This is a genomic window from Lentisphaera araneosa HTCC2155 (genome assembly GCF_000170755.1).
Taxonomy (GTDB): domain Bacteria; phylum Verrucomicrobiota; class Lentisphaeria; order Lentisphaerales; family Lentisphaeraceae; genus Lentisphaera; species Lentisphaera araneosa.
This window is the reverse complement of the sequence record NZ_ABCK01000028.1, coordinates 48,490-62,179: the sequence shown is the minus strand read 5'-3', so window position 1 is coordinate 62,179 and position 13,690 is coordinate 48,490. Positions and strand designations below refer to the sequence as shown.

Annotated in this window: 12 protein-coding genes; 5 read left to right on the top strand and 7 right to left on the bottom strand. The window is 40.4% G+C overall.

Translation table 11 applies throughout. The annotated features are described in order from the left end of the window. On the top strand, positions 1-745 hold a 745-nt coding region (locus LNTAR_RS20635), incomplete at its 5' end, for a hypothetical protein (protein ID WP_007280706.1). A gap of 161 nt (positions 746-906) precedes the next feature. Here LNTAR_RS20635 and LNTAR_RS20630 read toward each other — a convergent pair. From LNTAR_RS20630 to LNTAR_RS20600, 7 genes are all read right to left on the bottom strand, one after another. After that, entirely contained in the window at positions 907-2,226 is a 1,320-nt protein-coding gene (locus tag LNTAR_RS20630; RefSeq protein WP_007280705.1) for an ABC1 kinase family protein, read from the bottom strand. After that, positions 2,226-2,855: a hypothetical protein gene (locus LNTAR_RS20625; protein WP_007280704.1), complete on the bottom strand. Its 630-nt coding sequence runs from the start codon at positions 2,853-2,855 to the stop codon at positions 2,226-2,228. Before LNTAR_RS20625 ends, LNTAR_RS20630 begins: the two co-directional genes overlap by 1 nt. Positions 2,856-2,969: 114 nt before the next feature. Next, positions 2,970-3,752, bottom strand: a complete 783-nt coding sequence (locus tag LNTAR_RS20620) for an ABC transporter permease (protein WP_007280703.1) — start codon at positions 3,750-3,752, stop codon at positions 2,970-2,972. Then, complete coding sequence (locus tag LNTAR_RS20615) at positions 3,749-4,387, bottom strand: ATP-binding cassette domain-containing protein (protein ID WP_007280702.1); 639 nt, start codon at positions 4,385-4,387, stop codon at positions 3,749-3,751. Before LNTAR_RS20615 ends, LNTAR_RS20620 begins: the two co-directional genes overlap by 4 nt. Positions 4,388-4,453: 66 nt before the next feature. After that, a complete protein-coding gene (locus LNTAR_RS20610; protein WP_007280701.1) occupies positions 4,454-6,457 on the bottom strand; it encodes a serine/threonine-protein kinase in 2,004 nt (667 codons plus the stop codon). Beyond that, complete coding sequence (locus tag LNTAR_RS20605; protein WP_007280700.1) at positions 6,458-7,054, bottom strand: RNA polymerase sigma factor; 597 nt, start codon at positions 7,052-7,054, stop codon at positions 6,458-6,460. An 80-nt stretch (positions 7,055-7,134) separates the two neighbouring features. After that, the gene (locus tag LNTAR_RS20600) at positions 7,135-8,829 is read right to left on the bottom strand and encodes a sialate O-acetylesterase (RefSeq protein WP_007280699.1); all 1,695 of its coding nucleotides are present in this window, start codon (positions 8,827-8,829) and stop codon (positions 7,135-7,137) included. Positions 8,830-9,028: 199 nt separating this feature from the next. On the opposite strand from LNTAR_RS20600, the gene LNTAR_RS26185 reads away from it, so the two are divergent. From LNTAR_RS26185 to LNTAR_RS20580, 4 genes are all read left to right on the top strand, one after another. After that, positions 9,029-9,709, top strand: coding sequence for a type II secretion system protein (locus LNTAR_RS26185; protein ID WP_007280698.1), 681 nt, complete (start codon positions 9,029-9,031; stop codon positions 9,707-9,709). Between the two features lie 92 nt (positions 9,710-9,801). Further along, entirely contained in the window at positions 9,802-11,253 is a 1,452-nt protein-coding gene (locus tag LNTAR_RS20590) for an MltF family protein (RefSeq protein ID WP_162026438.1), read from the top strand. Positions 11,254-11,339: 86 nt separating this feature from the next. Next, positions 11,340-12,713 carry an alkaline phosphatase D family protein gene (locus tag LNTAR_RS20585; protein WP_007280696.1) on the top strand — a complete coding sequence of 458 codons (1,374 nt, stop codon included), beginning with the start codon at positions 11,340-11,342 and terminating at the stop codon, positions 12,711-12,713. Then, entirely contained in the window at positions 12,710-13,630 is a 921-nt protein-coding gene (locus tag LNTAR_RS20580) for a ThuA domain-containing protein (RefSeq protein ID WP_007280695.1), read from the top strand. The genes LNTAR_RS20585 and LNTAR_RS20580 overlap by 4 nt, the downstream gene beginning before the upstream one ends. Positions 13,631-13,690 lie beyond the last annotated feature (60 nt).

The window sequence follows — 13,690 nt, the reverse complement described above, 5'->3', positions numbered from 1 at the left end:
GGCATACTACTTTAATGACTATGTGGTTGACTATACGGGAGTCGACGATGCAGACCAATGGGGTTATGACGATGACGTCGACGATGTCATTTATTTTGCTGAACTCAACTTGCAGCTTTGCGACAAAGTTAAAATGAATCCCTATGCATATTACCAAGATAAATATGTTGGCTGGTATGGTTTAGATACTCAAATTGTCTTTAATAAAACGGCGACTTACGAGTATGGTACAAAAGTATTTACCTACTACATGGATGCTCTAGAAGATTCAACGACAGATGACGAAGGTAGAGGAAGTTTTAACTATAGTATTAACCCCTTCTACCACCGTGAGCGCTGGAAGTTTGATGTCGGTTACTCCGAATTTGGTGACAACTCGAAAAATAATCGCCCTGCTTGGGGATATCGTTATTTCACCAACGTGCTCTACCATGATGGCGGTGTAGGTGATATCGAGATCATCGACTATAACCCACTCTATGGCACCAAAGGAACAGATGTTTACTTTGGTCGTGTGGGTTACCACGAAGAAAAGTGGGTTCTAGGTATGACGGCTGGTCTCTACACGCCTGAAGACAACGACACTTATCACAATATTTGGGAATTCCAGTTTGGCGGAAGTTACCTCTTTACTGAAAACTTTAATATCGGTGGTCGTCTCGTTAACCTCACAGCTGAAGAACGTGGCGGAGTTACTAATCAAGATGCCAATTATTTAGAAGCATGGGTAACTTACATTTTCTAAAGTTTAAGAATCAAGCATTATTGCCAAAGCCATTCACTTTTAGTGAATGGCTTTTATTTTTACGAATACCCACAAGAAAGGGTATGGTGCTTCGCACACGAGATGGACGCTGTCCCTCTCGAGCTCTCCCTGCAAGGATTTGCCAATCCTTGACCAGGCGACTAGGTGCTTGGCCCCGCTTTATGGGTAATTATGTTTATTTTTACTTTGGCTTTGAGCAACGACAAAATATTATAGAGCCCATAATAAGTACGATTCGTATAAATAAAGTGTTTCGATCCGCGATTATGTGAGTGCCCTTCTTTGTCTTGCTCACGCTTAATCCTATCGCCCATTTCGTAGAGCTCCATGAAAAAACTATCATCTGCAAAGTCGAATTCGGTATAATGAAAAGGCCGCATGGCAAGTTTCATGAGCTTCTTGAAATTTTTTGTAAAAAATTTAACGGCCTTGGGACTATCATCGGGTCGTAGTATTTCCAAATCCAATAGATTTTGATGGAAGCGTTTATCATCGTCGAATAAGCCTTGATCAACGCCAAGGAAGTAATTTGTGTAGAAATCTTCTGGAACTTTTTTCATGCAACCAAAATCAATGACGCGTAAGTCGCCCTTTTCTCCAATCAAGAAATTTCCTGGGTGTGGGTCCGCGTGTAACCACTTCAGTTCATGCATCTGAAAATGATAGAAATCCCATAGCTTTTGGCCTATGGCATCGCGATCTTCTTGACTGATTTCCTCGTTAAAAAACTCATCTACATGCTTGCCATGTAACCATTCCATGACCAAGAGTCTTTCAGAGCTCAACTCGCGAAAATATTGCGGAAAACGCAAATAATCTAGGTGTTGACATTTTTCCGCAAGGCTACTACCCTGCTCCAGTTCCTGTAAATAGTGAGTTTCCTCAAGCATCTTCTTTTCAATTTCACTAAAGTAGACTTTTACTTCCGCAGACTTGAGTTTGAGCAGTTTTAAGGCGAAAGGTTTTACCAATTTTAAATCGGATGAAATGCTATCCGCTACACCTGGATACTGTAATTTAATGGCCACTTCTTGGTTCTTGTAAACTGCCTTATGTACTTGGCCGATGGACGCGGCTCGTTCCGCATTGGGACTGAAGTTTTGAAAAACTTTCTCTGGCTTTTTACCCAGTTCTCTTTTGAGGATTTTATTTACTAAGGGCGCTGATAAGGGAGGCGATTGATACTGCGCCATGGCAAATTGATCCGTATAAGCTTTGGGAAGAGCGCCGCGATCCATACTCAACATCTGAGCGACCTTGAGTGCGCTGCCTTTCATCTCACTCAGGCAATTGTAAACATCTGCCGCATTATCTTGATCGAGCGCTTCTTGGCTTGTTTTTTGATTGGTGACTTTCTTACCATAATGTTTTAGGTAATTGCCCCCAACTTTCAAACCAGCTACCGCAACCTTACCTGCACGGCTAACTTTGCTCGTGGGGATTGAGTTTAGGGACTTCACTATTTTGAGCGTCTGTGTTTCATCAAATCAATAAATGTATCAAAGAGGTTCGGTGCTAAAGTATCAAAGAAAAAGATCATGCTTTTTTCAATTAAAGCATCCATATATTCTTCTTGCTTGTGGTTCTTTTTACCATCACATTTACCCCACTGTTTAAGGTTCATGAAAAATAGTCCCGTAAAAAAATCACACATATGTTTATTATTCATACCGCGATCTTTAAATTCTTGACAGGCCATACCTTCTTTTAAAAGTTTATTCATAAAGCACTTGAGTAACTTTTTGAAATCGTTTGAACCATACATAAAATCACTGGAATCTAGACTAGAACAGTTTTTAAAATATGAACTGTTTTCATCCATAAATTCAAACCATGAATACATAAAAGCTAAGCCACGATCACGTTGCTTGTAAGACATGAATTCTGGCGAAGCACCCAAATGCGATAAAACATCATTTAGGCCATGTTTCCAAATATCTAATTCCACGTCCCTTAGAGATTTATACTTTTCATAAAACTCATCTTTTGTTAAATGAGCAAAACGCAAAAATGATTTGAGCTTAGGAGGAGGACATTGGTGCTCCAAGATAAATTTATAATAGAGCTTTCTAATTTTCTTCTTTTTCATCTTATTACCTATAATTTTATAGTCTAATAATAAGGTATTCGACAAGAAGCACTTCCAAAATTTTATCGATTAACTAATATAAAAAGCTTTAAAGTTCAAAGTGAACTCAATCGCCTAAAACTTGACTTGTCCGCGTTTATTAAAACATTTCTTGGCAACTTGGCTGACCACTAACATGGAGCCCAAAGCTGTCGATACACAGATGATGAGCATAATCATAATCTGATACTTTGCTGCATTAAGAGGGTCTTCTCCACCTAAAATTTGTCCCGTCATCATCCCAGGAATAAAAACGAGGCCCACTCCCGCTAAATTATTGATCGATGGACTCATGCCAGCTTTGATCGCATCGCGCACTAAGTCATTCATCGCGTCTTTAATTTTCATGCCAAAGAGTAAGTTTTGCTCGAGTTCTTCACGACGATTTTTGAGGTCAGCAAAGAAACGATCTAAGGAAACCGCTACGGCATTCATTGAGTTCCCCACAATCATGCCCCCGATGGTGATAAATATTTCCGGTGCGTACCATGAATCGGCTCGAAGAAATACTCCGAGAGAAATGATATTTAAAGCTAAATAGGAAACTAGCATGGTGACAAATATGATTTTGAATAAAGGAAAGGGAGGGTTTTCGATACGATTCGAGATGATTCTCGCCGCCCAAAAAATCATCCATATATAAACGGCTAAACTAATGACGGGATTGGGGTAGCGAAAGATATAAACTAAAGCAAAACCCATCGCCAAAAGCTGTACATAAGTCCGCAGACTTCCTATTAATAAACTTTTCTCCAAACCCAATTTCAAGCGGTAGGATACAAAAGCCGTCAATAAGACAAATAGGCTAAAACTCAGCAACTGCAGATTCGAAATATGAAGTGCGAGTAATAAATTCATAGTGGCTCAAAGCCTTCTTTAGACATGAGAAGTCGTGTAAAACTTTCTCTCGACTCAAAACTTTCTTGTATGTGACTCACGAAGATGACAGTCATCTCGCTACAATAATTAAAAATAAAGTCTTCGCTGAGTTGTCGACTCTTTTCATCTAAACCCGCACTAATTTCATCACACAAAAGCGCTTTGGGCTTTAACAAATAGGACCGCAAGAGTGCTAAACGATGCTTTTGCCCTCCAGACAATTCCATCGCTCGCTCTTCTAAATCCAAGCCTTCTGGAAAGAGGTATTGCAAATGCTTTTTCAGTTCGTCATCAGAAGGAATCGCTAATTGATGATAAGCTAAAGACAAGGACAAATTTTCTCGTACAGTCTTATCGTAAATGTAAGGTGTTTGCCTCAGCCATTGGCAGTTTTTGCGATGTTCGCAAAAATTCACTGGCTCCTGACCATCAATGATGATCTGCCCGGAACTTGCCTGCCTCAGTGAAGAAATAAACGTTAAAAGTGATGATTTCCCACAACCTGAGGATCCCTGAATGAGGTAATTCCCGTTTGAAGTAAAAGTATAATTCAATTGACTGAAAACCACTTTGCCTTGGGGAGCAAAACTTAAATCACGCAATTCTATTTTCATTGAATTCTCACTTAATTGATTTCTGAACTTATTCCAAGGTCACTTATCGTACAATGAGCCCTTGCTTTATTTCCGAATAATTTCTACGCCACGCAAGTTTAAGCCTGGGTTTTGTTTTTTATTCAAAACTAATTTTTCTAAATGATTTAATAAGCGCATAGAATATCCAGAAATCTGGCTTCCACGGATATCTAATTCTTTTACTGAAGATCCCATTAAGGAATCCATATTTTTAATCGAGCTATTAGAGAGATTGAGTTTTCTAATCGGCAGCTTTCTTAAAACATCTAAAGTAAAAAGGCGCTTATTATTGGATAAATCGATATCAACTTGTGACTCAAAAGTTGAGTACTTCATGTCACCTTTTACCGGGTTCGTCAGTTGTAGTGCGAGACTCGCAATTTCCATTTTTTCTTCCAGAGAATACTCTGGCAGTGTATAGGCGTAGTTGACGATATGGATCAAAAACTTCATGCTTTCATTAGCTTTTACAGGGATGACAAAGCTACTCCTCGTATCCTTGAGTAAAGACTTCAGCTCTGCTACGTTTAAGAATAAATCATCATTAATTTTTATTTGAGCGTACTTTGAACAAACTTCAGCGGTTTTTTTCCTTGGAAAGCTGGGGCTCATGATCCCCTGAAACAAGCGATTCGCTTCATCAAAACGCTGCGTAATCATCAGTATTCGCCCTAGATAAAATTGTGCATCTTCATTGTCGGGATCCCACAAAACGGCTAGGCGTGCGTTGGCAAGGGCTGATTCATAATCAAAGCGACCTAAGTCAGTTCTCGCCACGTTCACTAGGCGCGGGCTCGCCGCCTTGCTTATCGCTTCCTTTTCAGCCTGTTCTTGAAGCTGAGATTGATAAGCTTCTTCAGCACGATTTTTCTCTATTAGCGCTAATTGACCCAATTCTTCGGCACGAATTTTTTCAATTAAGGCAACTTCACTGAGTTCAACGGCTTTTTGTTTGGCAAAGAAAAGGAAAGAACTGAAAATTGAGGATGAAATCAAAAATAGAAAGAGTAAAAAGCTCAATTGCTTATGGCGTTTGAGTAAATAGAAAAGAGATTTCAGCGCATTATGATCTTCTGCCGAAGTCATGTAGCCCTCTTGGAATTTATGTAAATCCTCAATGAGTTCTTTCACCGTCTGATAACGTTGGTCTCGATCTTTTTCTAAGGCTTTTAAAATGACCAACTCCAAACTCTTGGCTAGCTTGGGGTTAAGCTCGCGTGGTCGCTTGCGTTTCCCTGCTAAAGTCTGTTTTAATAAATCTTTACAATCCTCGGCTGAGTTGGCGCGCTTGCCACACATCATTTCATATAAAATGGCTCCCAACGCATAAATATCGCATAACTCATCTCTTTTTCCTAAACTCTTTTCAATCTGTTCAGGTGCCATGTAACCTGGAGTCCCCTTCAACATCCCATGCTGACTATGTTCGTCATAGATATCTTCGACCAAAAGTTCTTCACTCAAACATTCATCGTTCACACCTCGCGCGAGCCCCCAATCACCGACTAGAACTTCGGCAAATTCCCCAAGATAGATATTTTCGGGCTTCAAATCTAAATGCACAACCTGCTTGGAGTGGGCATAGGCCATCGCTTGGCAAACCTTTAAGAAAAGCTCTAAGCTATGCTGATAATAAAATTCATCATGAAGTTGATTTTCTTTTAAATAATTTTTTAAAGTTTTCTTACCAACCGGCTTCATGGTAAAAAAGGCTTGCCCCTCGCGATCGTAACCTGCATCATAGACGGGAACAATATTCGGGTGCTGGAGCTGGGCCGTAATTCGAGCTTCTCTGAAAAAAGACTCTGTTTTTTGATCGTTTTGTGAATCCAGTAACTTGGCCTGAGCCACTTTTCGCGCGGTCAATTTGTCTTCACTTAAGAGAATTTTTTTCATTCCTCCACGGCCAATTTCATCGCCAGAAGTATAACGTCCCTCCCTCATCTGCATTTCTGTGCTTATAGGGTACTCGAATTCAGAGTCATCATCATTGAGCATATTGCTAAGACCCGATGTGACCTTTACATAGGATTTTTCCTCTGAATCCATTTAAGCTAACTCAGCTTTTAGGCGACGTATCTCATCTTTTAAGCGATCGCGAATGCGTTTGCGATACACGTAAATAACTTTGGATTTGAGTTCGTATTCGGCTTCTAAATCTTGAGGGTTTTCACCCTCTGCCAAACGTAAGAAAATCTCGATTAAACGATCAGAGAAATGGGGCTTAATATTTTCTAAGGCCAAAGAAGCCAAATAATCATTCCACTCACTCTCGGCAAGTTTTTCGACTTCTGGTAAGCTCTGATCTTCTAGGTATTGCTCTTTAACTTTGCCCTTGAGGCGACTCTGACTATTGAGTTTTCGATAAAAATCGCGCCCCGTATTTTGAATGACTCGACAAAGCCAACTCCGAAAGCGGCGTGACTCATCATATTCGAAATTGGGAAAATGGTTCCAGAGTTTAATCAGCACTTGCTGAACCACCTCGTCAGCTTCATGATGAGACATATCCATTTTTCTACAGATAAGATAGATAAAACCCTGATAGTACTGCACAAAGTCCTCCCAGCTCTTCTCATCTTTTTCATTTATGATGCGCTGAAGCAGGGTGACGCGAGTCCCATATGTTTCGTTATTTTCATTCATAGGTGAATCTATGCTTTGGCAAAACACTTGTCAATATTCTCCTCTACTTCAGTCATTTGCGATCGTCGCAATTCATCAACTTATTGTGTCATGACGGGGCGTTTCCAGTCTTCTGTTGCTTTAGTCGCGGCTTTAGCGGGTTTATGCACGGTAATGATCTCCGCTGAGGAATCATACAAATCCCATTGGTCCGTTCTGAAAGGCGATGCAGGGAGACCCTCTTTATTATAGAGCAAGTTGCGCTCCGAGGGATTCATTGCCCAAGCATAGCGAACCGCGACGGGTTTTGCGACTTTCGCAGAACTCAAGACGATTTTATCACCTTGGATTTCCGCATCTGCCCAATGCCATTTTTGATCTTCTCCTGCAATGGCAAAGGCATTCAGTTTACCCGCTTTTGCCGCCATCATCCCAGAACCAATTGAGTCGAAGCTTATCACGATTCTATTTCCCTTAACCTCATGAGATTTATACTTGGGGCCGTAATCGACAAAATCTTTTCCATAAGTATTTTTAAGCGCTAAATAAGCATGGCGAATCCCAATGGGTTTTTTATTTTTAGGGTGAAGTTGAATCGCATCTCCCGTATCAATGGCCACTGACATGTAGGCATTTTTGATATCTTGGGTGACCAAACGCATCATCTCACGATTAATTGACCAAACGGCTTCGGGTCCTTCCACGGCTTTAGATTGCGCTGGATTCCAGCTCGGAAGTTGTGTGAATTGAAAAGGGAAGTAGCGGTCTGTATTACCTTCACTCATTTCGTTCCAGCTCTTACGGTAAAAATCAATCATGAGTGCTAACTGTTTACGATAATTAATTGCTTGAGCGGCATCTTTTGAATTGCGTTCCCCTTGATACCAAATAGCTCCTTTGATTCCATAAGGACGAATTGGGTTAATCATCACATTAAAAATGTGCGACGGATATTGGTGACCCAAATTTGAGGGTTTTGTAATAATCGGCGGGGCAATTTTCTTGGTCTTATTTTTCATAATGTCTCCTGCTGCGACGCGCTTGTTATAGGTCGCGAGTTCTTTCGCATGTTGAGCTAATGATTTTTCTGCGCTTATCCCTTTCTTCTTGAGTTTCTCACTCATCTCATCCATTTGCTTCATGCCAGCTACGGTTCGCTGATCATTCATTTGAATTTCTTTGGGCATCCAGCCTTCAATAGGTGTCCCCGCAAAAGCTTGCACCACTATCCCCACTGGAATACCCAATTCTTGGTGAAGTTTTTTGCCAAAATAATAAGATACTGCAGAGGTTTCTAAGGCTGAATCTTTCTTACAGCTCTTCCAGGTCGCCATTTTGTCTCGTGCTTCATCCAAAGGCTCGTGCCAATGTTCACGCGCCGATTTATATATGCGGAAATTGGGCAAATCTACTGCCTCAGCTTCTTCTTCACCACCAAAAGTCATTCCCAATGCCCAACCCATATTAGATTGACCCGCACAGAGCCAAACTTCTCCTATTGCCACATTTTTAATATCAATCTGATTCTTGCCTTTTATCGTCAGACCAAAACCCGTGCCATGACCTGGCGTTGGCAACATGACTTTCCATTTGCCCTCGGAATTCGCCGTCGTACTTGCACTAGACCCCCAGCTCGCTTTTACTTGAACTTCTTCACCGGCATCAGCAAAGCCCCACACCGCATTGGATGTCTTTTGCTGTAAAATCATATTGTTGGCAAAAATTGTCGTCATGCGCACATCAGCCATACTTGCTGAACCCGCAAGAGCTAAAGCTCCTAAAATAAATTTCTTCATGGCTATCTCCTTGAGTTAATTTGAATGTAATTACCCTCAATACGGAATGAAAACTTTTGATCTAACACCTTTCTCAAAAAATAAAAAAATGTTCTTATAGATTTTTATCATAAAATTTAAAAAAAAACTGTCAACTCCTTATAGACCAGCTCTATAGAACGTCAAGAACCGCCTATAAATTAGCTTTAAGGATAGCACAATGAAAAAGAATTTCAGCCTCATAGAACTCTTGGTAGTGATTGCCATTATCGGTGTTTTGGCCTCCATGATACTTCCTGCATTAGGTAAAGCCCGTAGTACAGCTAGAATGGCAGACTGCCTCAGTGAATTACGTCAATATGGCACCGCTAACTACATGTACTTTGATGATAACGACTACAAGTTTAGCAAAAATTACTATGGCGGCAGCCAATACTACCTTAACGATACTGTCGTCACTACGGGATCGGCTCCCTTACATACTCAAGTTATTCTCGATAGTCTTTATACAAATAACAAATCTGTATACATGTGTGTGGAAAGTACTGAAGAAGAAAGGGATTCCTTTACTGGGGACCACTCATTTAATACTGAAATAATTCGTAATGATGGTTCCTTCACACCAGAAGGTATCAATTACAAAAATATCGAACCTAATATGATTAATAAACCCTCTGAATTAATGATCGCCACTGATACAAATTCTGGTTGGTTAAAAGCTGATACACCCCAACGTATTCAAGTACGCCATAGCAATAATAAAAAACTCAACCACCTATGGATGGACGGTCATGCCAATTCACTAAATTGGACCATATTTTATAATAATGCTCAATGGCTACAGCCGAATGCGGACACCCAAGTGAGCTTCTCCACTGAAGGGAACTTTGAATTTAATTAATTTTTTGTGCTTTTATAAAAAAGTCTAAGTCTTAGCTTAAATAGATTCTTTTAATCTTTTATCTTGGGCTTTTTCTTTTGTACAAAAAAATTTTGAAACTTACTGCCCCTTTAATCTGCACGATATCTCTCATCGTCTTGTGTAATGATGCTAAAGAAAAAAAGTCCACTGAAGGGACTTATCTTGAGGTCATCAAACCCCTTGTTGATAAAAAACTCGCCACATGGGAAGACATTAAACACGGTAAAAACCTTCGCATACTTGTAACGCCAAGTCGCACCAATTTTTTCATTGCTAAGGATAAGGCAAGAGGGTTCGAATATGAGATGTTTGAAGAGCTCGAAAAAGATTTGCAAAAATCCTTAGAGCTAAAAAACTTTCAAGTAACCTACATCCCTGTGGCCCATAATAAGTTAATTAGTTCATTAATGCAGGGCTATGGTGATGTGGCGGCGGCATTGCTCACTATCACCCCAGAACGCCAAAAACTCATCGATTTTTCTAGCCCCTATTTTCAAGGTATTTCCGAAGTTCTATTAAGACATAAATCAGCTCCCCCGGTTAAAAGTATGGAAGACTTGTCGGGAAAGGAAGTCTTTGTTGCCGATGGCTCGAGTTATTTAAGTTCATTAAAAAAACTTAATCGTCGTTTGGCCTCTGAAAATATTGCTCCGGTCAATATTATAACTTTAGATGAGCTCAATACAGGAGATGTTTTAGAGCTCCTAAACACGGGTCTTTTCCACTATACTTTTGCGGATCACAATTTAGCTGAGCTATGGAAAAGTGTCTTGCCAAATATTTTGATAGATCCCGAAATTCAAATCGGTAAGAACAAGGAAATAGCCTGGGCCATTCGCAAAAATTCTCCTCAACTCAAAGCTCACTTAGATCGTTTCGCTCAAAAACATCGCCAAGGAAGCTTGCTCGGAAATATTTTCTTCAAGCGCTACTACCAAAGACCCTACTGGGTTGATAATGCTCTTCTCTCTAATCTTGGGAAATTAGAAAAATATAAGAAGTTTTTTCAAGAAGCAGCAGAAAAATATGATCTCAACTGGGTTTTTTTGGCCATGCAAGCTTACCAAGAATCAAGCTTAAATCCCAATGCTAAAAGTCATGCCGGAGCCATTGGCATTATGCAACTTCTGCCGAGTACAGCAAAAGACATGGGCGTCAAGGACATTTATGACCCCTATCAAAACATTATGGGTGGAGCAAAATACCTTGATTGGATTCGTGCCCGTTATTTCAGTGATTTACCTAAAGACGAGCAATTATGTTTTTATCTCGCGGCTTATAATGCGGGTTTTCGAACTGTACAAAATTGGCGTAAAGACGCCAAGTCCTTGGGTTATAATCCTAATATTTGGTTTGGTCATGTGGAACACGTGGCTCTTCAAAAAACGGGCCTTGAACCCGTTCGTTATGTTTCTAATATTACAAAAGCCTTTACTGCTATATCACAATATTACAAAATCGCTGCCGAAAAAGCCAAACTTATCGAAGACGCCAAAGAAAAAGTAGGCAAAATAGGCAAATAATAAAAATAAAAAACTAATTATTGTGTAATTTATTCTATCTCTTGTGGGGTATACATAGAGATAGATAATTTTATAGGAAAATTTTTATGAGCAAACTTCAATTCTTTTATTCGCTTTTTTTACTTCCTCCCCTTCTCTTTGCTCAGGCTCAATTTGCCAATGGTTTAAAAGTTGGCGAAGTCACTGCGGACTCCGCAATTATTTGGACGCGCCTTACTGATGGCCCAGCCAAATTTTCCACCACAGTCCAACAGGATCGTGAAAAATTCAGCAAAATGCGCCCACCGCAAGTGGCTCCAGGCATCAGTGGTAAAGTAAAACTTACTTTAAAGCAAAATGATCAAATTTCTTACCAGAGTGAATGGATTTCAGTTGATCCCAAGAGAGACTTCACTCATCAATTTCGACTGCAAGAACTCTCAGCAAAAACCACTTACACAATAAAAATTGAATCTGAAGCGAGCAGCTTCGTCAAAGGTGAATTTACCACTGCACCCAAAGCTGAAGAAAAAACTGAGGCCACATTTACAGTTGTCACTTGCCAAGCCATTCGCTCTGCAGAAGATCACCGCAAAGGTCACTCAGTCTATGGTCAGATGCTCAAATTAAAGCCTGATTTCTTTATCCATACGGGAGATATCATCTATTACGACAAAGGTTACCTCGCGAAAAACGTCACTGACGCTCGACGTAAATGGAATCACACCTTTGCTTTGCCTCTCAATCGCGATTTCTCGACTCAAGTGCCTTCATTCTTCATGAAAGACGATCACGATACAGTAGACAACGACTCCGATCCAAACTCCGTTTATGGAGAACTGACTTTCCCGCAAGGTATCGAAATTTTCAAAGAACAAGTCCCCATGGGGGAATTCACTTATCGTCGTATTCGCTGGGGTAAAGATGTGGAGCTCTGGCTCACAGAAAATCGCGACTACCGTTCAGTCAACAAGATGAAAGATAGCCCCACAAAAACGATCTTAGGTGAAAAACAAAAAGCTTGGCTCAAGAAAACGATTGCTGAATCTGATGCAACTTTCAAATTTATTGTGACTCCCGGCCCCATTGTCGGACCAGATAAACCTAGAAAAAATGATAATCACTCTAATTCAGGTTTCTTTCACGAGGGTGAAGAACTACGTAAATTCATTGCTTCTCAGAAAAACCTCTACGTGATTTGTGGCGATCGCCATTGGCAGTACGCTTCCATTCACCCCGAGCACAAAGTTCGCGAGTTTGGCTGTGGCCCCATTAATGGTGAGCACCTCTTTGGCGGAGCTCCAAAAATGGATCCTAAATGGCACGAATTCCTCAATAACCGTGGTGGCTTTCTACAAGTGAAGGTTTCGCGTACAAGTGGCGTCCCCAAGGCTACCTTAAGTTGGTATGATGCAGAGAAAACCGATCAAAAAACTGGTCTACAACAAATTAATAATCAAATCATTCTAGAGCATAAATGAAACCATTTTTATCCCTCGTAATTTTTCTCTGTTTTTCTTTATCCGCTAAAGATAAATACGAAAAATGGCTCGAGTCTATTGAGGTACATATCCCCAACAAAACGACTGTAAAAGCTGAAAAGAAAAAAGTGCTGCTTTTTTCTTTGGCTACTGGATACAAACATTCCGTCATTCCCTACGTCGATGCAGTGATGGCGAGAATGGCTGAAAAGACCGGCGCTTTTGAACTCGTCGTTAGTGATGATATCGATTACTTCACGAAAGAAAAAATCTCACAATTCAATGCCATCATTCTCAACAATAATTGCTCTGATCGCAAAGAACGTAACCTCTTTCGCGATGTACTCATCAATAAGAAAGATAAGTTTGGTAAAAAGTATCAAAACTTGAGCTCCGAACAACGCGATCAATTAGCTGCTCAACTCGAAGATAACTTGCTTGAGTATGTTCATGGCGGTAAGGGACTCATGGTTCTTCATGGCGCAATCAATATGCTTAATAAGTCTGAGCGCATTAGTAAAATGATTGGTGGCAGCTTTGCTTATCACCCAAAATTCCAAGAAATAACTTTAAAGCTTGTCGATCCCGAGCACCCCATGCTTAAAGCCTTTGGAGGTAAAGAAGTTGTCTATAAGGATGAACCCTACATACTCAACAAGGCCTACAGCGATTTTAACTTTCAGCCTCTCCTGGAAATGGACACAGATAAGCTCGTCAAAATAAAAGATTCTGTTAAAGAACTCCCCCGCTATATGGCATGGATTAAAAAACATGGCGAAGGCCGAGTCTTCTACACCGCTCCGGGTCATAGCGAAACGACCTATGAGCGCGCCGATTTCCTGCAATTTTATCTCGATGGTTTGCAGTACACCCTCGGTGACCTTAAATGTGATGATACGCCGCTTAAAAAGCAGTAATTGAAATAAATTTGTCAAGTATTTAGCTTCGTGGTGTATTAAGCTATTAATGCACTTTAA

What these genes read in the sequence shown, in the direction of transcription:
- LNTAR_RS20580 (WP_007280695.1), top strand. Translation starts at nt 12,710, where the DNA reads ATGAAACCATTTTTATCCCTCGTAATTTTTCTCTGTTTTTCTTTATCC.
- LNTAR_RS20605 (WP_007280700.1), bottom strand. Translation starts at nt 7,054, where the DNA reads ATGAATGAAAATAACGAAACATATGGGACTCGCGTCACCCTGCTTCAG.
- LNTAR_RS26185 (WP_007280698.1), top strand. Translation starts at nt 9,029, where the DNA reads ATGAAAAAGAATTTCAGCCTCATAGAACTCTTGGTAGTGATTGCCATT.
- LNTAR_RS20625 (WP_007280704.1), bottom strand. Translation starts at nt 2,855, where the DNA reads ATGAAAAAGAAGAAAATTAGAAAGCTCTATTATAAATTTATCTTGGAG.
- LNTAR_RS20600 (WP_007280699.1), bottom strand. Translation starts at nt 8,829, where the DNA reads ATGAAGAAATTTATTTTAGGAGCTTTAGCTCTTGCGGGTTCAGCAAGT.
- LNTAR_RS20610 (WP_007280701.1), bottom strand. Translation starts at nt 6,457, where the DNA reads ATGGATTCAGAGGAAAAATCCTATGTAAAGGTCACATCGGGTCTTAGC.
- LNTAR_RS20620 (WP_007280703.1), bottom strand. Translation starts at nt 3,752, where the DNA reads ATGAATTTATTACTCGCACTTCATATTTCGAATCTGCAGTTGCTGAGT.
- LNTAR_RS20615 (WP_007280702.1), bottom strand. Translation starts at nt 4,387, where the DNA reads ATGAAAATAGAATTGCGTGATTTAAGTTTTGCTCCCCAAGGCAAAGTG.
- LNTAR_RS20585 (WP_007280696.1), top strand. Translation starts at nt 11,340, where the DNA reads ATGAGCAAACTTCAATTCTTTTATTCGCTTTTTTTACTTCCTCCCCTT.